The following is a 23148-nucleotide window of genomic DNA, read 5'->3' as shown; positions in this document are numbered from 1 at the left end:
GTTTTTTATACAGCTTTATTTTTAGCTACCTTGTACCAATCGACGTGCGCTGATAATGCCCGGTTGTTGTTCTAGACGTGCCAACAGTTTCGATAACTGCGCCAAGCCTTTCACTTCAATCAACAACTTCATATTGGCAATACCATCACTTTCGGAAATCGTATTCACCTGACGAATGTTGATTTGGTCTGAGAAAATCACTTGAGTCAGATCTTTAAGCAAACCACGACGGTCATAAGCTTCCACCACGATTTGCACACTTTGACCGCGAGTTGGCTGCATTTCCCAATCCGCTTCAACCGCACGCTCAGGCTCTTGTCCAATCATACGAATATAATCCGGACATGCGACCTTATGGATACTTACGCCACGATTCAGGGTGATATAACCAGCAATCGATTCACCATGCACAGGCTGACAACACTGAGCAATGTGTAGTTCTACATTGTCCAAACCATCAATCAAAATACCATGCGCCGAAAGCGTATGACTTGCACGTGGGTTCAAGGTTGGTTTTAACACCAGTTCAGGCTCATCCTGATCGAGGTGCATATGACGGTTAACCTGATTGATTAAAGCATGCAAGCTAATGTCACCACTCACCAAGCCAATCAATATATCTTCACCCAATTTCACATTAAAATGATTGCAGTAATCATTCAAATCGATACTTTTCGGGTGAATCGCCAAACGTGACAATTCTTTATTCAGAATCTCACGTCCCACTTCCAAGTTTTTACTACGGTCTTGCTGACGGAACCAATGACGCAACTTATCACGTGCACGAGCCGTCTTGATATAACCCAGCGAGTTTACCAACCAATCTCGGTTAGGCTCACGATCTTTCTTGGTTAAAATCTCGACCTGTTCCCCAGTTTTTAGGGTATAGGTTAAAGGTACATAACGTTGGTTCACCCGTGCTGCATAGCACTTGTTGCCCACTTCAGTATGCACATGATAGGCAAAGTCGAGCACAGTCGAACCGCGTGGTAATTCTTTGATATCACCATCACGACTAAACACATAGATTTTCTCAAAATCTTCAAACTCTTGGATTTGTTCGAAGTTTTCAGAAGCCTCATCTTCTTTATGGGCGCTAGCATCATTTCGTTCTTGATAATGTTCAAGCACTGCACGTAAAGAATGTAAGCGATGATTAAATGAATAATCTGTGGTTTTAGAACCTTCTTTATAGTTAAAGTGCGAACACACCCCGAGCTCAGCTTCTTCGTGCATATTATGCGTACGAATTTGCACTTCTAAAGATTTGTTCTCTGCAATCACGGCCGTGTGCAGTGAGCGATAACCATTGGCTTTCGGGTTAGTAATATAATCATCGAACTGATGCGGAATATGACGCCAAATCTGATGAACGATCCCCAGTGTGTGATAACACTCAGGTACATTATCCACCAAAACGCGAACTGCTCGAATGTCATAAAGCTGATCAAAGCTCAGGTTCTTACTCTTCATTTTTCGATAAATCGAATAAATGTGTTTCACCCGACCATTAATCTCGGCCTCAATGCCATGATCTAATAGTTCTTTACGCAACTTTTCTGTCACGAACTGAATATATTGTTCACGCTCTAAACGTTTTTCATTCAGTAAAGAGGCAATTTCTTTATAGCGTTCAGGTGCTAGATAACGGAAAGCAAGATCTTCAAGCTCCCACTTAAGCTGTGCAATCCCTAAACGGTGCGCGAGCGGCGAATAAATGGTTAAAATTTCTCGTGCGACACGCTCTTGTCGCTCTTTGGTTGAGTGCGCCAACTCACGTAATGCATAGGTACGTTCAGAAAGTTTGATTAATACAACACGAACATCTTCGGTCACCGAAATCAGCATTTTATAAATGCCGGTCAAATGTTCACGTTGGTTATTATTAAAATGATCTTCTAGACGTTTATTTTGCTCAATCAGGTCAGACAACTTACCCATAGCAAGCGTGCCTTTGACCAAAGCATGCACTTGATCGCCAAATTTGCTTTGGACTTCTTCTAAACTGGTTACGCCTTCACGAACACTTCGATACAGCATAGCTGCTGATAACGTATCTTCATCCGCATACAGATGGGCAAGAATATCCGCCATTTCAATACCCGTATAGAAGGTATTTGAGCGATGGTTGACCGTTGTTTCAAGTTCATTCTGTAAGGTCAGATGGGCAACTTCTTCGAGTTGCTTTAGAGGAGCCCCGTCAAACATGCCACTCACACGCTCTAGCCATTCAGCTAAATCATGCTGTGCTTGCTCGGCATGTTCTACAGTCGTTTCCTGAGACAGCTCATTGAGACGTCCAGGTAATTGTTCACGTACTGTGACCATACCCTACTCCTAGTTTTCTACGCTTCATAACTTTTAATCGTTTATCTGATTTTCTTTTTCGAACAAAGCAATCGATTCGACATGCCCTGTATGGGTAAACATGTCCATGACACCCGCTTTTTTCAAACGGTAGCCTTGTTGTACCAGCATTCCAGCATCGCGTGCTAGTGTTGCAGGATTACATGACACATAAACGATTCTTTTTGCACCAAATTTGGGCACATAACGCATTATTTCTTCTGCACCAGATCGTGGTGGGTCTATCAATAATGCATCAAATCCTTGTTTTGCCCAAGAATGATGCGAAAAATCTTTTGTTAAATCTTGTGAATAAAATTTCAGTTGCGAAAGGCCATTGTTTTGTGCATTTTCTGCACCACGCTGAACCATTTCTTCACTCCCTTCAACTGCAACGACTTGACCCGTTGAACCCACACATTGAGCAAGTGGTAAAGAAAAGTTTCCTAAACCACAAAACAGATCTAGAACTCGCTCACCTTGTTGTAACTGAAGCAATTCACATGCCAGTTTCACCATTTGCGGATTAATCGTGGAATTCACTTGCGTGAAGTCCTGAGGATTAAAGCCAAATTCCACACCAAAGTCACTTAGACCATAGTGCAGACGCATCGGTGCATCGGGATGATCCACACGATGTAAGCTGTCTGGCCCTTCAGGTTGTAAGTACAGTTGCCACTCTTTATGTAACGCAAATTTTACTAATTGGTTGACATCTTCCGCGCAAAGTTCCGCCGTATGACGAATCAGGAGAGCAATTTCTTGATCTCCCATGGCCAGTTCCATATGCCCAATATCTGCTTTACCTTGCAAACCTTGTAACAGTTGTTTGAGTGTGGTGATTGAGCCAAACTCACGATCCAACACCATACAACGGTCAATCGAAGTCAGTTTATTTGACTGGCTCTCACGAAAGCCGACCACGAGCTTATCTTTTGCAGGTAGGTAACGCACACCGATACGCGCTTTGCGACGGTAATCTTCACGCAATGAACGTAACGGAGCTAACCATTGATCAGGCTGAATGCCGGCAAAATGTTGCAAATGTGATTGTAAAACATCTTGTTTTAAACGAATTTGCTCGTCGGGATGAATATGCTGCATGCTACAACCACCACAGACCCCATAATGTGGACAGGCAGGTTTTACCCGTAGAGACGACTCTTCACTCAGTAATTCCAGACTGTCTGCTTCTTCAAGACGCTTAACGACATTGGTAATACGCGCACGCACTGTTTCACCCGGCAAGGCATAACGGATAAAGACTTTCTTACCGTGTTTTTCTGCAGGATGATCTGGATGCGTGCCAAAATGCGCTATGCCTCGCCCCTCATGTGAAAGCGATTCAACCTGAAATGTATAAATGGGTTGTTGGGCTTTTTGGGGTTTGGCTTTGTGTTTCATGCGTACCTAATGTGTGGAAGATGGGAAATCAGATTGGGTGAATTCGGTACGTTGCGAGGTTTGCTGCCATACCGATAAAAAATCAGCGTGTTGCGGCTGAGTTTGTAAATATTGAATCGTGCTTTGAATCAGGTGCTGATGATCATTTAACAATAACTGTCCTTTCAGCAACAGCCAGCGTAAATAAATCAACCATGTATTGAGCACATCACCTTCACAGTAGCTGGTCAGTTCCATCCACTGTTGTTCACGCACATATTCAGGCACATGGTAGCCACCATCACCACGTTTACCGGGGAAACCAAGTAAATGTGCTGCATCGTCGAGCTTTTGAAAATGACGACCATGGAACATGGCCATGACATCCATCAAATCTACATGACGATGATGATAACGATTCTGGTAGTTATTATAGCGCTTTTGCGTATCAATCTCGCCCTGATCGAACAAACTTGGTGCAGATAGTCCGTGATACATGGCACGGAACAAAATCACAGGCAAATCAAACTGTGAACCGTTCCAACTGACCAAGGTCGGATGACGCTTTTCAAAAATAGAAACGAATTTTTTTAAAATTTCAGCTTCGCTATTGTCTTCACGGCTAAATGAAAACAACTTCATGCCCTTTTCATCAATCCATAGTCCAGAGATACAGACAATTTCATGCAAGGCCAAACGCTGAAAATCCGTGCCCGCCTCTTGGCGACGCAGTTTAGTCAGCGCAGCATCTAGATCCACCTCAGGCAGATCCAGTCCATACAAATGCGCACCTGACTTCAAATCTGTCAGTGTTTCGATATCAAAAATTAAAACAGGTAAACGCATAAGTACTCACCAGTGCCGATCGGCCACTGTAATTATTCAGGATCAACAACAGAGAATAGACCAGTAGACAAGTAGCGGTCACCACGGTCACATACGATGCAAACAATCACGGCATCCGGATTTTCTTCAGCCAATTTAACTGAAGCCCATACCGCACCACCCGATGAGGTACCTGCACTGATACCTTCTGTACGTGCTAAACGACGAGCCGTTTTTTCCGCTTCAATTTGCGGAATATCCATAATGCGATCAACACGTGAAGGATCAAAAATCGTAGGAAGATATTCTTGTGGCCAACGGCGAATGCCAGCAATGTTTGAGCCTTCAGACGGTTGTAAACCGACAATTTGAATATCTGGATTTTGTTCTTTTAAATATTTCGAAATCCCCATAATGGTCCCAGTGGTTCCCATTGAGCTGACGAAATGTGTAATTTTACCGCCTGTTTGTTTCCAAATCTCAGGCCCCGTAGTGAGGTAATGTGCTTCCACATTGTCCGGGTTACCAAACTGGTTTAGGACTAAACCTTTGCCGTCTTTTTCCATTTGAAGGGCAAGATCACGTGCTTCTTCCATGTTTTCAGATTCGATCAGTTCAGCACCGTAGGCACGCATGGCATCTTTACGCTCTTGGCTAGAACTTGCAGGCATGATCAAGGTCATTTTATAGCCACGCATTGCTGCAACCATAGCTAAAGCAATCCCTGTGTTTCCGCTCGTCGCTTCAATCAACGTATCACCCGGTTTAATCTGACCACGCTTTTCCGCTTGCATAATCATGTTATATGCAGGGCGATCTTTGACCGAACCCGCTGGGTTATTGCCTTCTAACTTGGCTAATACTGTTGCTTGAGTATGACTTGCCAGACGCTGTAAACGCACTAACGGCGTGTTGCCGACGTAATGGTCTAATAAAAAATCGTCTGCTTGAAAATCAGGGGTTGTATTACTCATTATTCACACCTATATCGAGGTGCGCCTATTGTATGAAAAAATGCCTTTGCCTGCACCCATTTGCCTCGCTTTTTCGCGAAAGTGATTAAAGCACAATCAGTTTTAAATAATCCATGCTAATATTCGGGGCATAAGGAATAAACTGCTTAAACCATGTCAAATATCAACAAAAAGCTTTTTAAACGCCTACACTTAAATCATGCCTATGGTCAGTTGATTGCACTTATTTTCGTGCCGATCACCATTTTGGCTTGTGTCGGTGCGATGTTGGTAATAACAGAAACCTCCAATGCAGCCAAAGCACAACAAAAACAAATGGCTGTCGCGATTCTGACACGCTATCAACCCACGTCAGAATCTGCGATTGATTTGCTGAATCATTACCCTTGGCAGTTTGATCAAGCTCGTAATGCCATGCAAAGTATGTTGAACGAAAAACATTTGATTCGTGCCGCGATTTTAGATCTCAAAGGCAACAACCGCCTGAGCATTGGCTTTCAAGATCAAGATATTTGGCCTGCTTTAAACAGTAAAGCATCTTTTATTGGACCGATTGCACATCAGGGTAACCATATTTATGCCCTGAAAATTTCAGATTCAACCCAGACCCCAGCATGGTTAAGCATTGAACTGGACAATCAACCGCTGCAAATTGCTCGCTATCGCGTGTTAATCGTGTTGATTGCAACGGGGTTATTGACGCTCTTATTACTTTTGCTGTGTTTGAATTTTTATTCACGTCGTTGGATCGCACCAATGTACGAAATTCGCATGCAGTTACAACGTTTAAATGCCGACACTCTAGATCAGCATATGATCATTAACAGTACTGGCGAACTCCGGTTATTACAGCGTGATATAGCCAATGTGGTTAAACGCTTACATTTCAGTTTCTTAGAGCTACGTGAACATACCGAACAAACGGAAGATGACTTAAGACGCACGCTTGATACTTTAGAAGTACAAAATATTACCTACCGTCAAGCACGTGACCAAGCAATTCAAGCCAACCAATCAAAATCGGTGTTTTTGGCCAATATTTCCCATGAACTGCGCACACCGCTGAACAGTATTGATGGCTTTATTCATCTTTTACTGCGCCAAGGCAACCTCAGTAATGAACAAAATTTATATCTACAAACGATTCGTAAATCTTCTGCGCATTTATTGGCTTTAATTAATGACGTGCTTGATTTCTCCAAAATCGATGCAGGCAAACTAGAACTCGAAACTGCGCAATTCGACTTAGAAGAAGCCGTCTTTGATGTGATGGATATGTTGTCGCCATTGGCAGCACAAAAACACATCGATATGATCTTCTACTATGCGGACAATGTGCCGAAATTTGTGGTCGGTGATGCTCTACGCTTCAAGCAAATTTTGACCAACTTAATCTCAAATGCAATTAAATTCACTCCTGATGGTGAAATTATTGTCCGTGTCCGTATGGAGCACGATGACATCGGTCAATGTCTGCTGCACTTTAGTGTCCAAGACAGTGGTATCGGCCTAAGTGGTACTGACCGTAAGAAACTGTTTGAATCCTTCTCGCAAGGTGATGCATCTGTGACCCGCCAATTTGGTGGTACAGGTTTAGGTCTTGCCATCTCCAAACAATTAGTCAGCCTGATGCATGGACAAATTGGTTTTGAAGATAACCAAGAACGTGCCCCAACGGAAAAAGGTTCAACCTTCTGGTTTACTGCGCGCTTTGTGGTGGATGATGAAATTGAAATTGTGCATCCACAATTTAGCAATCTCCAAGTCGTTTCCTACTTGGCACATCCAGCAACTGCCAATGTCCTACGTCATTATTTAGAAAATTATGATGTTGAACATATTGAAACGCAGTCAATCCTAGATTTATTTAGTCGCCTCAATCAGTTGCAAACCAATGAAAATACTTGGTTGATCGTCGATCATAGCGGCGACTCTGAAGCCTTACTGAAAGAAATTCGTCATCGTTATAGCGGTAACTTAGCGGTTTATGGCTACCAAATGATGCTCGATCCAAGCATGTTGAACGAGTACCGTGCTCGCCCATTGCATCAACCACTCAGCCGTACAGCGCTGATTCAGTTATTGAGTAATGAGCCTTGGTTTGATCAAGAGCAGCATGAAGAATTTAATGGTCAAGGTCTGCACATTTTGGCTGTCGACGACCATTTGCCAAACCTGATTGTGCTTGAAGCCCTGCTCTCTGAGTTAAATGTGAAAACCACCAAGGCTTTGAGTGGACAAGAAGCCATTGAAATCATTCAAGCTCGCCAACAGCAAGGGTTGGGGGCTTTTGACCTCATCTTTATGGATATTCAAATGCCTGTGATGTCAGGTGTCGATACCACGCGTGCCATTCGTTCTCTTGAGTCGACTTTTGAAAATCATAAGCGCCTTCCAATTATCGCTTTGACGGCACATGCGCTCTCTGATGAAAAACAAAAGCTCCTACAAAGCGGTATGGATGACTATGTCACCAAGCCTATTCAAATGGATCAAATTATTCAAATCTTGACCCAATGGACTACCGATAACTTTAAGAAAGTGCCCGTTTTAGAGCGAAGTTCGGTGATTGAAGCCCTAGAGCCAAGTATTTTAGATTGGCAGCAAAGCTTGCAGTTGGCCGCGAATAAAGAAGACCTTGCGGTCGATTTACTGAAAATGCTCGTCGATAGCTTTGAACAAGAAATCCATGAAATGGCACAGCTCATCGAAGATGAAGATTTTCCACAATTAGAGCATGTGCTACATCGGCTTTATGGCGCAACCCGCTATGTGGGCGCTCCGACCCTCCAAGAGGTTTCAGGTCAATTTGAGCAATTTGTATCGACCTTACGTAAGGAACGCCGTAAAGCGGATGATGCTTTTGTTCAAGAAACCCTGAACCGTTTTGATGAGTTAAAAAATGTCATGGGGCAAGTTGAACACGCAGCTCAACAAATCTTAGCCAAACAAAATAATTAAGCGCAGTCCGACTAAAGTCAGTGCCGTCCAGCTTCTGTTGTGACTGCACTGTCATGTATCCTGTCAGGGTGCATGCTATGCTCGGGCGCAGTAACAACAAGAGTAATTACCATGACTTTATTACGTGTAGAAAAAAATAATGGCATTGCAACGGTTTACTTAAACCGTCCAGAAAAACGTAATGCAATGAGCTTTGCATTGCTCAAAGAATTGGTCAGCACCGCTGAAAAATTAAAAAAAGATCGTAGCTTACGCTGTGTCATTTTAACGGGTGAAGCCAATGTATTTAGTGCTGGCATTGATTTGGCTGACCTGAATGATCCAAAAAATCGTGCCTATGCTGCGTGGGAACTGTTAAAGCCCGGTCAAAGTTTATTTCAAAAAGCCTTTCTGATTTGGCAGCAACTTCCTGTTCCCGTAATTGCAGCACTTGAAGGCTTTTGTTTTGGTGCAGGCATGCAACTTGCCTTGGCTGCCGATATCCGTATTGCCCACCCGAAAACGCAAATGTCAATTATGGAAAGTCGTTGGGGCTTAGTCCCTGATATGGGTTTAACCCGCTCGCTCAAAGGTGTGATTGGACTGGATTTAGCCAAGGAATTAACCCTTACAGCACGTATTTTTGACGCAGAATATGCCAAGGATATTGGCTTAGTAACGCATTTAAATGAACAGCCTTTGCTTCAAGCGCAGCAGTTAGCCGAAGAATTATCACAACGTTCACCAGATGCCTTGGCAGCGGCAAAACAAGTGCTAGATGCCATGGAACATAGTCCAAAACGATCTTTACGCTTAGAAAAAATCTGGCAATTAAAATTACTGCTCGGCAAAAACAGCCAATTGGCACGTAAAAAAGACAAGAACCCAGAGGTTCAGTTTTTACCACGCCAATATAAGTAAAATAGTCACACAGGATAGATTGAGTACAGCACATGGCGTTTGATCGTAATACTAAAATTGCATTTCTAGGTATGGGGCTGATGGGTAGCCGCATGGCCACGCGCCTCATTCAGGCAGGATTTGAAGTTGCGGTATGGAACAGAACTGCCGCTGCGTGTGATGAATTGATTGCGATTGGCGCGACAGCGCTTCAATTGGAGAAGATTGCCCATTATCCTGTGGTTTTATCTTGTCTCGCAGATGATGCTGCTGTTGCTGCGGTATATGCAAGCATCGAAAATCATTTAGCGGCAGGACAAATTATTGTCGACTTCTCGAGTCTATCTGTGAATCAAACCCATCAATTGGCTCATGCTGCAAAGTTAAAACAAGTCACTTGGATTGACTCGCCTGTTTCGGGGGGCACAGCAGGTGCTGAACAAGGCACCTTGGTCATCTTTGCCGGTGGTGATGCTCAAACGATTCAAGATTTGAGTCTGATTTACAATGTTTTATCTCAACGTGTTACCCGCATGGGCGACTCAGGTACAGGTCAAGCCACCAAAATTTGTAATCAGCTGATCGTCGCTGCCAATAGCACGTTAATCGCAGAAGCTGTAGCACTGGCCGAGAAATCAGGTGTAGACACCACGTTATTAGCACCAGCACTTGCCGGTGGTTTTGCAGATTCAAAGCCTTTTCAAATTTTAACTCCACGTATGGCAACGCATCAGTTCGAACCCGTGCAATGGAAAGTCCAAACTTTATCTAAAGACCTGAATAATGCAGTCCAACTGGCAGCCCAGTTTGAGTTAAGCATCCCTGTTGCCAGTCTTGCTTTATCGCAACTCAAAGCCCATCAGGACAATGGTTTTGCAGAAAAAGATTTAGCCACCATCATTCAACATGTCGAACAAAACTAACAACTCCCACTTTAGAAGTGAATTGCTTCAAGGACGATATACATGACACAGCTCGCGGTTAATTTATCCATGATTTTTACCGAAGTGCCGTTGTTAGAGCGTTTTGCTTTGGCTCGTGAACACGGTTTTAAGCATGTAGAAATTCAGTTTCCGTATGAGCTGAGTATTGAGCAGATCCAAACCCAACTCACCATCAATGATTTAAGCCTGTGTTTAATCAATGTCCCTGCGGGTGATTTGATGCAAGGCGGTGATGGTCTTGCTGGAGTTCCGGGGCGTGAAAATCAATTCCATCAGGCCTTAGAACAATGCATTCGCTATGCCACTGCGTTAAATGTACCGAGTGTCAATATTTTAGCCGGCAAACAGCCACAAGATGCCGACTTGCTCCCATGTTTAAATACCCTGTCGAGCAACCTCAAACTGGCGTGCCACATGTTGTCTGAACATCATATTCAACCGGTATTTGAAATGATTAATGGCACTGATATGCCGCGCTTTTTGGTCCAAAATATTGCCCAAGCTCAGGAAATGCTTGAAGCTGTACAACACTCTACTTTGAAGATGCAATATGACTGCTACCACATGGCGATGATGGGTGAAGATATTCTCAGTACTTTGGCAGAAAATATTCAGGATATCGGTCACATACAGTTTGCTGACTGTCCGGGGCGACATGAACCTGACTCAGCGCAGATTCCATTTGCAGAGATTTTTAAATGGTTAGATCAAAGCCAATATACAGGTTACATCGCGGCTGAATACCGACCACGAAGCAACTCATCACATTCTTTTGCGTGGAAAGACAAATACTTCCCTCATTTAGCCAATGGTCAATGACGTGTTGATTTGAAATTCAGCAACAAAACCGCTATATTAGAACATGTAAAATTGTCAGGAAATCATACCCTCTATGAATTTAGAACCATCGCCCAGCGCTTCTAATTCTCTCGATCTCGCAAAATCAACGCAAATCAAAGACGTACAAGCTTGCTTAGCTGTTGTACGTGAAGCACTTGAAGATGTAAAAGCCAAAGATATTGTTGAACTTGATATCAAAGCAATCAGCAATGTCGCAGATGCGATTGTAATTGCGAGCGGTACTTCAACTCGTCACATTAAGTCTCTTGCAGACAACGTGGCAGAAGAAGCACGTAAAGCTGGATTCCGCCCGATTGGCGTTGAAGGTGAACGTGATGCAGAATGGATCCTGATTGATCTCGGTTTTGTAGTGGTACATGTGATGTTACCTACAGCACGTAAATTCTATGATCTAGAAAGCTTATGGCGTACAGCTCCAGAAACTGTAGCTTAAGCTTCCAGAAAAAAGCGACCTAAATAGGTCGCTTTTTTTATCCCTTGATTTCATACACGGACAATCAGCTTCATGGTGTTTTACCCCATACACTAAAGCAGTTGATGTAAATCCACCTCAGGATAATTGGCTTTAATTTTCAGCTTGGTTTGAGCATAAACTTGGTCTGCACGCATCGGGCCATAAAAGTCACAATACACTTCATAAATGCTCGTTAAAACTTTGGCATAACTGGTCAAGGGCAAAAACTCGACAAAACTCGCTGAATTAATTTGTGCATTTGCCGCAATTGCCAGCCCGATTTCTTCTAATTGCTCAATCACATCTTGGGTGAAATCAGCCTGATCTGTAGATTTCACCTTCAGCATGACTGACTCGATAAAGCCTAAAAAAGCTTCGCTAATGGTCTCTGCAATGAGCTCGTCTTCTTGCTCCTGCTCCTGCGGTTTTTCAACCCTTAACAGTTCCTGCTTTTCTAAGGTAGATAACTCATACAAAACTTGCTTCAGCATATCTTTACGATAAAAGCGTAGCTCTTCTGTAGTACAGATATCATTTAAGAAGCGATTCAATACAAATGACGGTTTCATGCTGTACTGCTGTTCCCAGTGCCGTAGCGCACTGTCGAGTAAAGTCCCATGAATAAATTGTTGTAAGCCTTTTTCTAAAGCTTCGCGGCGTTGTGCCAAATTTAACAGTTCGGTGCTCATTGCTTTACTCCTGTTAATGACGCTTGGTCATATCATCCGTTTCAAAAGTCACATCTTTTTGAAACTCGGGATAAGACAATTCAGCATGTTCGGTATAATCCAAACCACGTTGTTCATGTTGCTTACTCACACGTAAGCCACCCAACAATTTGTCCAAGACCTTAAATACAATGAACGCAACGCCAAAGCCCCATAAAAAGGCTGCAATCACCCCAAGCCCTTGTATCGCGATGACATCGCCATTAAACATATTATTTTCAAGGAAGATCCCTGCAGCCAATGTTCCCCATGCGCCACAGAAACCATGTACCGTCACCGCATCCACCACATCATCCAGTTTCATTTTTTCCATGAGCATTGGTAGGAAGGTCACCATAACACCTGCACATAAACCGGTGATGACCGCATACAGTGGAGACATCGTTGCACAGCCTGCCGTAATGGCAACTAAACCACCCAGTGAGGCATTGATCGTGCTGCGGATCAAAATGGCTTTAGATCGGATGAGACAGAGCAACATATATGCAACCGCTGCAGCACACGCTGCAAGGTGCGTATTTAAAGCAATACGTCCTACGCTGACATTGGCATTAATGGTCGAGCCTGCATTAAAACCAAACCATGCTAACCATAAAATAAAACCACCTAATGCCACTAATGGTAAGTTATGCCCCGGTAAATAATGGCTTTGCCCATTGCGTCCAAATCGTCCCAAACGTGGACCCAATACGATAATGCCCGCTAAGGCCACCCAGCCACCCATCGAATGCACCACGGTCGAACCTGCAAAATCGATAAACCCGAGTGCTGTTAACCAACCGTCTCCGCCAAATAAACTGCCCCATGCCCAACTACCAAAGACAGGATAAATCAAACCGGATACAACGGCCGCACTCACCACATAAGCGACAAAATGAATCCGCTCTGCCATCGCACCACTGGCAATAGTGGTTGCCGTTGCAGCAAACATCATTTGGAAAAATAGGAGGTTCCAGTGCCAATCATCCAGTTGATCGGGTGCAAAATGACTTAAGCCAAACCAGCCCGTGGTATTAACCCCAAACATCAGACCAAAACCCACCAGCCAAAACACCAGACTACCCAAGCAGGCATCCATGTAGTTTTTCATGAGTACGTTCACGGTATTTTTACTGCGAACTGAACCACTTTCGATCATGGCAAATCCGGCTTGCATAAAGAACACCAAGATACCACCCAGTACCACCCAAATACTGTCGAGTGAAATACGAATGTTTTGAATATTACTGGCGATTTGCGGGTCAACTGCCCATGCAGTCGATGTCAGGACACTCAGAAACAGTGCCATCAAGTATGTTTTTTTCATGATTATTCCCCCAAGAATAACCATGCTGTGCAAAAAGAATACCAAATTTCAGACAATTAATTATTTTTCAATGCATTGCATCACAAAATCAGTTCGCAACGATGTTCTGAATCGCTGAGATCAAATCTAATGAAACAAAACAGCGCATCGATCTGCACCTTGTTTTCAAAATACGCATCAATTTGATTCAAGCACCTGATGCGCTAAATATTTGTGCACTTTTAGTGTGAAGCATCAATTAATCAAAAGCGAAGAAAATAAAAGCAAAGAAAACAAAAAACCACCCGAAGGTGGTTTTAAATCTTCCTCAATCCCGCTTTATCACAGCGGGACTTTGGCAATATGAATTAATGACCGCCGCCATTAATGGCTTTTGTCATATCTTCCACAACTTTCTTCGCATCACCGAAGATCATCATCGTTTTATCGTTATAGAACAAGTCATTATCTAGACCTGCGTAGCCTGTAGCCATAGAACGTTTGATCACCATAATGGTACGTGCTTTATGCGCTTCAAGAATTGGCATACCGTAAATTGGAGAACTTGGATCGTCTTTTGCCGCTGGGTTCACAACGTCATTCGCACCAATCACCAGTACTACATCTGTTGCTGGGAAGTCTGAGTTGATCTCGTCCATTTCAAGAATGTCTTCGTATGCAACATCAGCTTCAGCTAAAAGTACATTCATGTGACCCGGCATACGACCTGCCACTGGGTGAATCGCAAAACGAACTTTTACACCTTGCTCTTTTAAGATTTCACACAATTCTTTCACGGCATTTTGTGCACGACCTTGCGCCATACCATAACCCGGTACGATCACCACGCTGTCCGCATTTGACATCAAGAAGCCAGCATCGTCTGCAGAACCTGAACGGTGATTACGCTGTGCTTTTTCACCATTATCCGCTGCAGCTACTGCGGTACCACCCATTGCACCACCAAACAAAACGTTGATGATTGAACGGTTCATGGCTTTACACATGATGTAAGACAGAATCGCACCTGATGAACCAACCAGTGAACCTGCAACAATCAGCATGTTGTTTTCAAGCGTGAAACCAATCCCTGCTGCAGCCCAACCTGAGAACGAGTTCAGTAGCGATACCACCACTGGCATATCACCACCGCCTACTGGCGCAATCCATACCCAACCAAATGCAAGTGCAAGAACAGTCATTGCCCAGAAAGCATTCATGTTGCCTGTAGTGAAGAAGTAGATACCACACGCCAACATCGCAAGGAAAATTAAGGCTTGAACAGGTTTTACCCATCCACCTGAAATGGTTTTTGCCCATTTCTTCGCAGCCAATTTACCGTAAGCAAATACCGACGCTGTGAATGTAATCGCACCAACGAAACAGCCTACAAACAATTCAAATAAATGAACTTTGCTCATGTGGGCATGTTCTACACCCGCTGCTGTTAATACCGCTTCATTCTCCGCGAATGCCGCAGTCAATTGGTTGTTATGTAGAATCGCAGCGATCGCAATCAGTACCGCAGCCAAACCGACCAATGAGTGCATCAGTGCCACAGTTTCAGGCATTTGCGTCATCGGAACTGTTTTTGCACGTGCAATACCAACGACCGCACCCAACACCATTGCACCCACAATCATCCAAATCACTGGATGATCTGCGACAAAGAATGTAGTAATTACAGCAATTGCCATTGCGATCATGCCATAACGGTTACCTTGAATCGCAGTTTTTGGACCAGACAAACCACGCAACGTTAAGATAAAAAGAACGGCACCAATCAGGTAGAACCAATCCGCATATTCTTTAATGAATTCCATGGATTAACCCTCTTTTTTCTTTTGCTTAGGTTTGAACATTTCAAGCATACGTGCAGTCACCGCAAAGCCACCAAAAATGTTGATACTTGCAAGGAAAACGGCAATCGCACCTAAAATACTCACCACGTTAATGCTTTGGAACTGTACGCTTGCATCCACAATACCTGGGATACCAACGGTTTGAATCATCGCACCAACGATAATGATCGATGACAAAGCATTGGTTACAGCCATTAATGGTGTATGTAGTGCAGGTGTTACCCCCCAAACCACGTAGTAACCAACAAAGATTGCCAAGACAAAAATAGTAATCGTTTCAACCATGATGATTCTCCTTAACCACGTTTCAGCAGCACTTGGCCGCCATGAGTGACAAGTAGTGCTTTTTGAATTTCTTCTTCAGGGTTAATTGCGAAGTTCTTTTCGCTATCAAACAGGGTTTCAATGAAATTCAAAACGTTACGTGCATACAGTGCCGACGCTTCAGTCGAAACTGTTGAAGGAATATTTGGAATACCGAGAATTTTCACGCCATTTGCAGTCACAACATTTTCGCCGCAGACAGAACCTTCAACGTTCCCGCCAGTTTCAACCGCCATATCTAAAATGATTGAGCCTGGTTTCATTTTGGCAACAGTTTCTGCTTTGATTAAACGTGGTGCGTCACGACCCGGCAATAATGCAGTCGTAATCACGATGTCAGCATTCGATACGGCTTTATCAACAATAATCGCTTGATCACGAATGTAGTCTTCACCCGGCATCCAGCCATAACCATTTTTCGCAGCATCGGCTGCTTTTTGTTGCTCTTCTGGTGACATTGGTACGTCTAACCATTTACCACCCAAAGATTCAACTTGGTCACGTGCTGTAGGACGTAAGTCAGTTGCTTCAACTACGGCACCTAAACGTTTCGCTGTTGCAATGGCTTGTAAGCCTGCAACCCCTACGCCCATGATCACAACACGTGCAGGTTTTACTGTACCTGCTGCTGTCATCAACATTGGGAACATACGTTGATATTCTGCCGCAGCCAAAAGCACAGATTTATAACCTGAAAGGTTGGCTTGAGATGAAAGTACGTCCATGTTTTGCGCACGAGATAAGGTCCGTGGCAAAAGTTCCAATGCAAATGCAGACACGTTTTGTGACGCAAATTGGTCAAGTTCGGTGTTGCGGTAAGGGTCAAACATCCCCACAACGGTGGTACCCGCTGTGAGTTTTTGAATTTCGTCACCTTTAGGCGCACGAACTTTCAAAATCATTTGACTACCGGTATAGGCATCATCCGTAATTTTGGCACCAACTTGTTCATAGGCACTATCGATGTAAGCAGCGTTTACCCCTGCTCCACGTTCAATAACGACGCTATGACCAGCGCTGATCAACTTCTTTACTGTTTCAGGCGTCGCAGCGACGCGATTTTCACCGACAACAGTTTCGGCTGGAATTCCGATCTGCATGAGCGTTCCTCAAGCTAATTTTTCTTAAGTAAACATCGCAATCCGCGATGTCTCCCCTCAGGATGTGTTTTTGTACAATTTTTGGATTCTAATTGAACTTTTTTAAAATACTACCCAATATTTATTTAATAAATACCCATATTTTGAACTCATGATTCATGAAAAGAATGGTGCGATATTTTATTTATGCAGTTTTATTTGTCGATTTATTACTCATTTTTATCCTATTTATAACTTTTTAATATTACTTAAGACCAAAAACATAAATAATTTCGTTAGTTTTAGTGCAGATTGTTTCACTGTGTTGATCATTGTGACATTTTCATTCAACACAGAATGACCTGAACGTGTCGTGAAAAATCGACTTAAGTCAGGTAAAGCCACTCTTTCATCCAAACTGCATCAGCTCGTTGACTCATTTGACAGTTTTGACGTGCTGACCTGTGTTGAAAACTGACTTTTTTCTGCCACAGTCTCGTCAAATCGGTCAGCTTGAATATCCGATGGATTTTTGCGCACGTTTCGGGTTTATTGAGATCTTGCCCTCCCCACCTGATGCTTCGCCTTAAGTCTTAGAATTGACTTTTTTAGCTAAAAAAATAATTTTTTGAATATTTAGCATTATGATATCGCTACTGACTTTCTATCCCTAAAAAACACTATTGCACCATTTATGTGCAATTTTCACCTTAAATGTTTCATCCTGATATATTTGACCTGCCGAGTCATGTTGATATTAAAAAATTCAAAACCAAATTGGTCATTTCTTCCGCTGTTTTTCATGTTTGATCTAGCAATCCCTTATGCATAAAGGAATAAGTACTATTCTTTTTTTGCATTTTTACTCACACGATGCATTTTTTATAATCAAAATGACAGTTCAAATTTATCGAAACAATGCTGTCGAATTCGTTCAGTCGTCATGAGGCACACCTTAACTTATGTCAAGAAACCTTAGTCCGCACTTCATCGGTGCAATTTTTGCGCTGATTGCTGCCTTCTTGTTTAGTACCAAAGCGATTTTTATTAAGCAAGCCTATGCACTTTCTCCTCTTGTCGATGCCACTGTCCTCATGGCTTTACGCATGATGAGTGCATTGCCGTTTTTCTTGGTCATTGCATGGCTGAGTAGACGTTCCTATCAAACGATTCTACGGAAAGATTGGGTGCTCTTGCTCATTTCCGGTTTAATCGGCTATTACTTTTCGAGTTGGCTCGACTTCCGTGGTTTGATGTATATCAGTGCTTCGCTTGAACGGATTATTCTTTTTTTATACCCCACATTAACCGTACTGGCTTCCGCTGTTTTATTCAAAAAGCCACTGAGTTTTAAAACCATCCTTGCCCTGATTTTAAGTTATGGCGGGACAGTGTTAGTGATGCTACAAGAACAAAATGCCACACCACATGATCAGTACTTTTGGCTCGGATGTAGTTTGGTTTTTGCCAGTGCCGTGCTATTTGCAATTTACTTATTACTCACGCCAGGACTCATGCAAAAGTTTGGTTCTTTACACTTTACCGGTCTAGCTCTGAGCATTGCCTGCATTGGGACGATTATTCATTTTCTATTTGCAACACCACAGCCTATTGCCTTGCTCCAACAACTCCCGAGTCAAGTTTGGCTGTATGGTTTAGCGCTCGGAATATTAGTAACCGTGCTTCCAACCATTTTGATGATGCAAAGTATCATCCGACTGGGAGCTGCACAATCGGCCATGATTGCCTCTATCGGCCCCATTTTAACGATTTTACTGGCCGTCGCGTTATTGAATGAACATTTAAACCTATGGCAATGGGTCGGTTGCGGTCTGAATATGCTGGGTGTCTTGATGATCAGTCTCAGTAAGAAATCCTAAACACGTGCTTGGATACTATTCACAGAGAAACACTTTAAGACCGGTTTGATTTTCCTTATAGTGACCACAACAGCGTGGCAGCAAATTCTTTGCATACGCTTCCGCCCAATATCTGGACAATTTATGAAAGCCTCGATCGACATTAGCCATGATAAAACCCTGTTGTGGCTTATGGCTGCTGCATGTGGTTTATGTGCGGGTGCCAATTATTATTGCCAACCTTTAGTCGCTTCTATCCAACAAAGCTTTCAGATTCCACAATCAGAAGTGGCGTTAACCGTCACCTTTGCGCAAATTTCTTATGCTTTGGGTCTACTGTTTATTGTGCCGATTGGCGATATTGTGAATAAAGCCAAATTTATTCCTCTGCTCATGCTTGGTGCGACTGTCGGTTTAGCCCTCTGTGCTTTTTCGACCAATCTATACATGCTTTGGGCAGGAACCATTATCACCGGGCTATTTTCAGTGGCTGCTCAGGTCCTCATCCCTTTGGTCACGGTTGCGATTCGACCCGAAAAAATTGGGGCTGTTGTCGGCTTTTTAATGAGTGGGTTATTGGTCGGCATTCTGCTATCAACCAGTCTCTCTGGCTTATTGTCCTATCTGTTTCATTGGAAATCGATTTACATCCTCAGTGCGCTCTTGATGTTGGTATTAGCAGTCTTACTCAAAAAACGTCTGCCCGTGGTCAGCATCACACGGATGCCTTACAGCCAAGTTTTCCAGTCAATGGGCACATTACTCAAACATGAGCCACGGTTAATTTTCCGATCTCTGATTGGGGGCTGTGTCTTTGCCGCGATGAGTATGCTGTTTTCCACCATTGCCATGTTACTGACTGAGCCACCTTTTCATTTGGCCGATGTTTGGGTTGGTGTTGTGACTTTAGTTGGTGTGTTTGGTGCGCTATCGACACAGTGGATTGGGCGTTGGGCAGATTTGGGCTTTAACCGAAAATTAACTTGGCTCGGTTGCAGCATCTTAACCCTCAGTTGGGGACTGCTGTATTTGGGTGGATCATCTCTTGCTTTTTATATTTTGGGCTATGGTTTAATCAATCTAGGTTTGGCAATGGTGCATAGCTGTAATCAAAATATTATTTTCCAACTCAACCCGATTGCACGCTCTCGAATCAATTCAATTTACATGACTTTTTATTTTGTCGGTGGTGCATGTGGTTCAGCTTTGGGCGTATTTGCATGGCATCATGGCGGTTGGACCACCACCTGTATGACAGGGATTGCTTTAGTCATTGCTGCTGGATTTTTTGTATTGATCGATCAACTCTATACTGCGCGGCAACTAAAATATCCACAATGAAATGTCTGGATCATTACTCTAAAGCCACATTACTGTGGCTTTATTTTTTTGAAATTAACTGACCTGCACCACAGGATAAAAGGGTTTGCCTAAATCCAAGGTTTCTGCATTTTCCAAAAGAATCACCATAAACACCGGTAAGAGTGCCAACAGTATTGTGCAGCCGTCTTGAAGTTGTTTCCGATTGACCGAACTTTTATAGGTCGCGCCGCCATGAACCATTTGATTGCGTAGCGTATACATGCGATTGAACAGCACCATTAAAATATCAACGGAATCTTTTTCTTTAAGCGCGTGCAGTACTTTCTGTTTTTCATGCGCCAAGCCCTCTTTGCATGCGTCATGGCTAATTTTTTGATTTTGATAATCCCAAAAGCCCTGATAAACATAGGGATTATCTAAAAACAACCGTATCGGCTGACTAAAACGCTCCCATAAAATATTATAGATTTTATGCTCTGCATCCTTTTGGCAAATCACATATAAAAACTGCCTTAAGCTTTGCTTGTCCTGCGCAATCTGTAAGTCTTGCGCGTATATTGCGTTGAAGGACACCCACAAACTGATAAATTGCAAATCGAGGTCATCTTGAAGATCAATCGACTTTTTCAGCCAACTTAACCCTCGATGAATGCGTAAATTAAATTGGTCGGTATGTTCCGACTTTTTACTTTTAAATATTTCTTCAAGTAGCATCATGCCTGCTAAATTCCAATGGATAATTCGTTTATTTTTCTACCATTTGAACTTAGCGCAATTGTTTACCACCATGCAATCAAAATATCTCTATATTCAACTATTTGGTTTCATCTTGTGTAAGATAGGTATAACGTTCTAACTGATCATTTTCATCAAAAATCAATTCATAAGACATTTTCTTTCCGTTAAAAACGGATTCGGCAGGTGTTCCTAAAAGTTCCCATAACCCCACAGTCGCCACATCTGCCGCACCATGCCAAAACGCACGTCCCACTTTACTGGCAGTCGAATAACCTTGAGTAAAAGTATAAATTTCATGGCGTTTGCCATTTTTATATTCAGAGATGATCGGTGCGCCAAATTCAGCAATTACCAAGTTACGAGACAGCCCTTGTTGAATCATTTCGGTATTTTTCTTGCTCGGCTGCTTGCTTGCCATGACAACTGAACAGCCTGTTGTGCCTGACAATGTGAAAACTAAAGCTAATCCTAAGCAGGTTTTTTTCATCCTGTGGTATTCCCCCAAATTCTTCAAATTTCTATTTTTAATTTTTGATTTTCATCTGCTGTTGATCTTAATTGTTTCTTTCATCTTTTTCATTTTTTTATACGACTATTCGTCTGATTTTTAGAATGATTAGCGCTTGAAAGATTCACCTTTATGAAGGCTTCAGACTGAATAATGCTTTAAGTGAATTATTGTTCTGTTGGTGACGAATTCGGTGGAACGAACCAGTTTTTCCAAGAGCTACTGTGCCGAGTTTCAATTGCAACGGTAGGGATGAGCTCTTGCTTCAGCATTTTTTCTTGACCGACGGCTTTCGCCAAACGCGCTTTGACCGAGTGTATACACTCACGGTCTTCAAACTCACAGCGGTCAAGGTTGGAGCCACCACAGGGTCCATTGGCTAATCCTTTGGGACAGGTTTCAGGACAAATATATAAGGTTTCACCTAAACGACATTGTCCGCAATTTTCACAGCCCACGATGCCATGTTTACTGATAAATTCTGTTTTCAGCAAGGCCGCATCAGCTTTCGGTTTTTGCCATAATTTGGCCGAAAAAATATAAGATCCCGCCCCTTTGGCCAGTTTTGAACTAAAAAATAACTCATGCATGACATGCATACTTTTATATTTCAAAACCTGTTCAACTGGAGCCTTATGGTTATTTGCGCCCGTCGGTTGGAAGTTCACCTCAACACTAGAGCGCCAAAGCATTTTCCATTTTGCTAAACATTGTTCAAACGTTAATGTGGCAAATTGCAGAATTGCTTTTTGCAACTTCTCTTGTTCTTCTGGTTTATGGCAAGCCGACAAATGAACCCCTGCATAGCCCAATTGCTGACACATTAAAATTTGTAAGGCACAGCGGTCATAGACATTTTGTTCAGCTTGTATGACATCAGTTTGCTGTTCTTGTTGCAAAAAATTTAATACATCTGCTGAAAGCACGATGCCTGCAACTTTTTGCTTGGCCATAAAACGGGCACGGGCAAATGTCAGCGGCATGACACAAGCCAATACAGGTATACGTGGATAATATTGCTGCATGTAGCGTTGGTAACTGCTCAACACATCCATGTCAAAGCCCAACTGTGTAATCACATAGTCTGCGCCAGCTTGAATTTTTTTATCCAGTTTAAAAAACTGCGCATCCTTTTCTGCTTCTGCATATTTAAAAGGATTAAATGCTACCCCTAAATAAAACCCGCCATAGTCTTTGGCTGCCATGACTTGATTGACCGACTCTAAATAACGGCTCCGTAGAGTCGGATCATTTGCCCCATCCTGATGCTGCTTGAGTTTATCGCCACTGAGTAAAAGTAAATTCTCTACCCCGTGCTGCTGAGCATCTTTCAGAAAAGTTTGAAAATCTGAGATATCTCGACCTTTCCCCGAATAATGCAGAATTTTTTCAATGCTTTGAGGGTAGTCTTGCATTGCTTCTAAAGGAGCAATATCCGTGTCACTTTGTACTCGGTCAGCTAATGTCATGCACACAGGAAAGCCTGCAAATGTCGTTGGGACCAGATGCGTTTTTTGCGTCGTTAGATATTCAAACGAGATACAAAACTGGCGTTGCAATAGATATTGGGAAAATAAAGACATAAAGGCAGGCAGTTAAATCTGCTGAGAAACCATACAATAAAGTTTATAAAATTATAGATTAATCACATAAAAATTTAAATTACTTAAGCCACACTTCCGACTTTTTCTAGCCTGACCTTGAATATGTCACGCTAGCAAGACCATGCCCCAAACCACAATTTATGCTAATATTGCGCGCGTCTTGAAATGCGGTTTTTTTCATCGTATTTCAGACAGCTTTTGGTATTTCTTC

The 23148-nt window shown here is 42.8% G+C and carries 19 protein-coding genes; 7 read left to right on the top strand and 12 right to left on the bottom strand.

Translation table 11 applies throughout. The annotated features are described in order from the left end of the window. Positions 1-21: 21 nt before the first annotated feature. Genes FTV27_RS12120 through cysM form a run of 4 tightly spaced genes read right to left on the bottom strand, consistent with a single transcriptional unit; the run spans position 22 to position 5528 of the window. A complete protein-coding gene (locus FTV27_RS12120; protein ID WP_078194183.1) occupies positions 22-2328 on the bottom strand; it encodes a bifunctional (p)ppGpp synthetase/guanosine-3',5'-bis(diphosphate) 3'-pyrophosphohydrolase in 2307 nt (768 codons plus the stop codon). 33 nt (positions 2329-2361) lie between these two features. Next, positions 2362-3750: a 23S rRNA (uracil(1939)-C(5))-methyltransferase RlmD gene (gene rlmD / locus FTV27_RS12115; protein WP_180078723.1), complete on the bottom strand. Its 1389-nt coding sequence runs from the start codon at positions 3748-3750 to the stop codon at positions 2362-2364. A 6-nt stretch (positions 3751-3756) separates the two neighbouring features. After that, the gene (locus FTV27_RS12110) at positions 3757-4575 is read right to left on the bottom strand and encodes a 3'-5' exonuclease (RefSeq protein ID WP_180004601.1); all 819 of its coding nucleotides are present in this window, start codon (positions 4573-4575) and stop codon (positions 3757-3759) included. Positions 4576-4607: 32 nt separating this feature from the next. Next, positions 4608-5528, bottom strand: a complete 921-nt coding sequence (cysM, locus tag FTV27_RS12105; protein ID WP_078191278.1) for a cysteine synthase CysM — start codon at positions 5526-5528, stop codon at positions 4608-4610. A 153-nt stretch (positions 5529-5681) separates the two neighbouring features. Here cysM and FTV27_RS12100 point away from each other — a divergent pair, with 153 nt between their 5' ends. The 5 genes from FTV27_RS12100 to rsfS all read left to right on the top strand — a co-directional run bounded on the left by FTV27_RS12100 (position 5682) and on the right by rsfS (position 11606). Continuing rightward, a complete protein-coding gene (locus FTV27_RS12100; RefSeq protein WP_180078721.1) occupies positions 5682-8489 on the top strand; it encodes an ATP-binding protein in 2808 nt (935 codons plus the stop codon). A gap of 111 nt (positions 8490-8600) precedes the next feature. Continuing rightward, entirely contained in the window at positions 8601-9389 is a 789-nt protein-coding gene (locus FTV27_RS12095; protein ID WP_078194187.1) for a crotonase/enoyl-CoA hydratase family protein, read from the top strand. Positions 9390-9421: 32 nt separating this feature from the next. Further along, positions 9422-10291: an NAD(P)-dependent oxidoreductase gene (locus FTV27_RS12090; RefSeq protein WP_180078719.1), complete on the top strand. Its 870-nt coding sequence runs from the start codon at positions 9422-9424 to the stop codon at positions 10289-10291. A gap of 42 nt (positions 10292-10333) precedes the next feature. Then, positions 10334-11131: a hydroxypyruvate isomerase family protein gene (locus tag FTV27_RS12085; RefSeq protein ID WP_078191282.1), complete on the top strand. Its 798-nt coding sequence runs from the start codon at positions 10334-10336 to the stop codon at positions 11129-11131. Between the two features lie 73 nt (positions 11132-11204). After that, a complete protein-coding gene (gene rsfS, locus FTV27_RS12080; protein ID WP_078194190.1) occupies positions 11205-11606 on the top strand; it encodes a ribosome silencing factor in 402 nt (133 codons plus the stop codon). Positions 11607-11698: 92 nt separating this feature from the next. Here rsfS and FTV27_RS12075 read toward each other — a convergent pair whose 3' ends face one another. The 5 genes from FTV27_RS12075 to FTV27_RS12055 all read right to left on the bottom strand — a co-directional run bounded on the left by FTV27_RS12075 (position 11699) and on the right by FTV27_RS12055 (position 16926). Then, positions 11699-12316 carry a hypothetical protein gene (locus FTV27_RS12075; protein WP_180078717.1) on the bottom strand — a complete coding sequence of 206 codons (618 nt, stop codon included), beginning with the start codon at positions 12314-12316 and terminating at the stop codon, positions 11699-11701. Positions 12317-12329: 13 nt separating this feature from the next. Then, positions 12330-13661 (bottom strand): ammonium transporter, encoded by a 1332-nt coding sequence (locus tag FTV27_RS12070; RefSeq protein ID WP_180078715.1) that lies wholly within the window; start codon positions 13659-13661, stop codon positions 12330-12332. A 347-nt stretch (positions 13662-14008) separates the two neighbouring features. Beyond that, positions 14009-15463: an NAD(P)(+) transhydrogenase (Re/Si-specific) subunit beta gene (locus FTV27_RS12065; protein WP_078191286.1), complete on the bottom strand. Its 1455-nt coding sequence runs from the start codon at positions 15461-15463 to the stop codon at positions 14009-14011. Positions 15464-15466: 3 nt separating this feature from the next. Then, positions 15467-15787, bottom strand: a complete 321-nt coding sequence (locus tag FTV27_RS12060; protein ID WP_078191287.1) for a proton-translocating transhydrogenase family protein — start codon at positions 15785-15787, stop codon at positions 15467-15469. 11 nt (positions 15788-15798) lie between these two features. Beyond that, the gene (locus tag FTV27_RS12055; RefSeq protein ID WP_111885447.1) at positions 15799-16926 is read right to left on the bottom strand and encodes a Re/Si-specific NAD(P)(+) transhydrogenase subunit alpha; all 1128 of its coding nucleotides are present in this window, start codon (positions 16924-16926) and stop codon (positions 15799-15801) included. Between the two features lie 941 nt (positions 16927-17867). Here FTV27_RS12055 and FTV27_RS12050 point away from each other — a divergent pair. Continuing rightward, the gene (locus FTV27_RS12050; RefSeq protein ID WP_180078713.1) at positions 17868-18785 is read left to right on the top strand and encodes a DMT family transporter; all 918 of its coding nucleotides are present in this window, start codon (positions 17868-17870) and stop codon (positions 18783-18785) included. Positions 18786-18908: 123 nt separating this feature from the next. Beyond that, a complete protein-coding gene (locus FTV27_RS12045; protein ID WP_180078711.1) occupies positions 18909-20105 on the top strand; it encodes an MFS transporter in 1197 nt (398 codons plus the stop codon). Positions 20106-20159: 54 nt separating this feature from the next. Here FTV27_RS12045 and FTV27_RS12040 read toward each other — a convergent pair whose 3' ends face one another. The 3 genes from FTV27_RS12040 to FTV27_RS12030 all read right to left on the bottom strand — a co-directional run bounded on the left by FTV27_RS12040 (position 20160) and on the right by FTV27_RS12030 (position 22916). Continuing rightward, entirely contained in the window at positions 20160-20804 is a 645-nt protein-coding gene (locus tag FTV27_RS12040) for a HEPN domain-containing protein (RefSeq protein WP_180022580.1), read from the bottom strand. A 97-nt stretch (positions 20805-20901) separates the two neighbouring features. Then, positions 20902-21312: a hypothetical protein gene (locus FTV27_RS12035; protein WP_180078709.1), complete on the bottom strand. Its 411-nt coding sequence runs from the start codon at positions 21310-21312 to the stop codon at positions 20902-20904. 188 nt (positions 21313-21500) lie between these two features. Further along, complete coding sequence (locus FTV27_RS12030; RefSeq protein WP_180078706.1) at positions 21501-22916, bottom strand: methylenetetrahydrofolate reductase C-terminal domain-containing protein; 1416 nt, start codon at positions 22914-22916, stop codon at positions 21501-21503. Between the last annotated feature and the right edge of the window lie 232 nt (positions 22917-23148).

It is taken from the genome of Acinetobacter sp. YH12251, assembly GCF_013417465.1.
Lineage (GTDB): Bacteria > Pseudomonadota > Gammaproteobacteria > Pseudomonadales > Moraxellaceae > Acinetobacter > Acinetobacter amyesii.
This window is presented reverse-complemented; position numbering and strand designations above follow the sequence as displayed.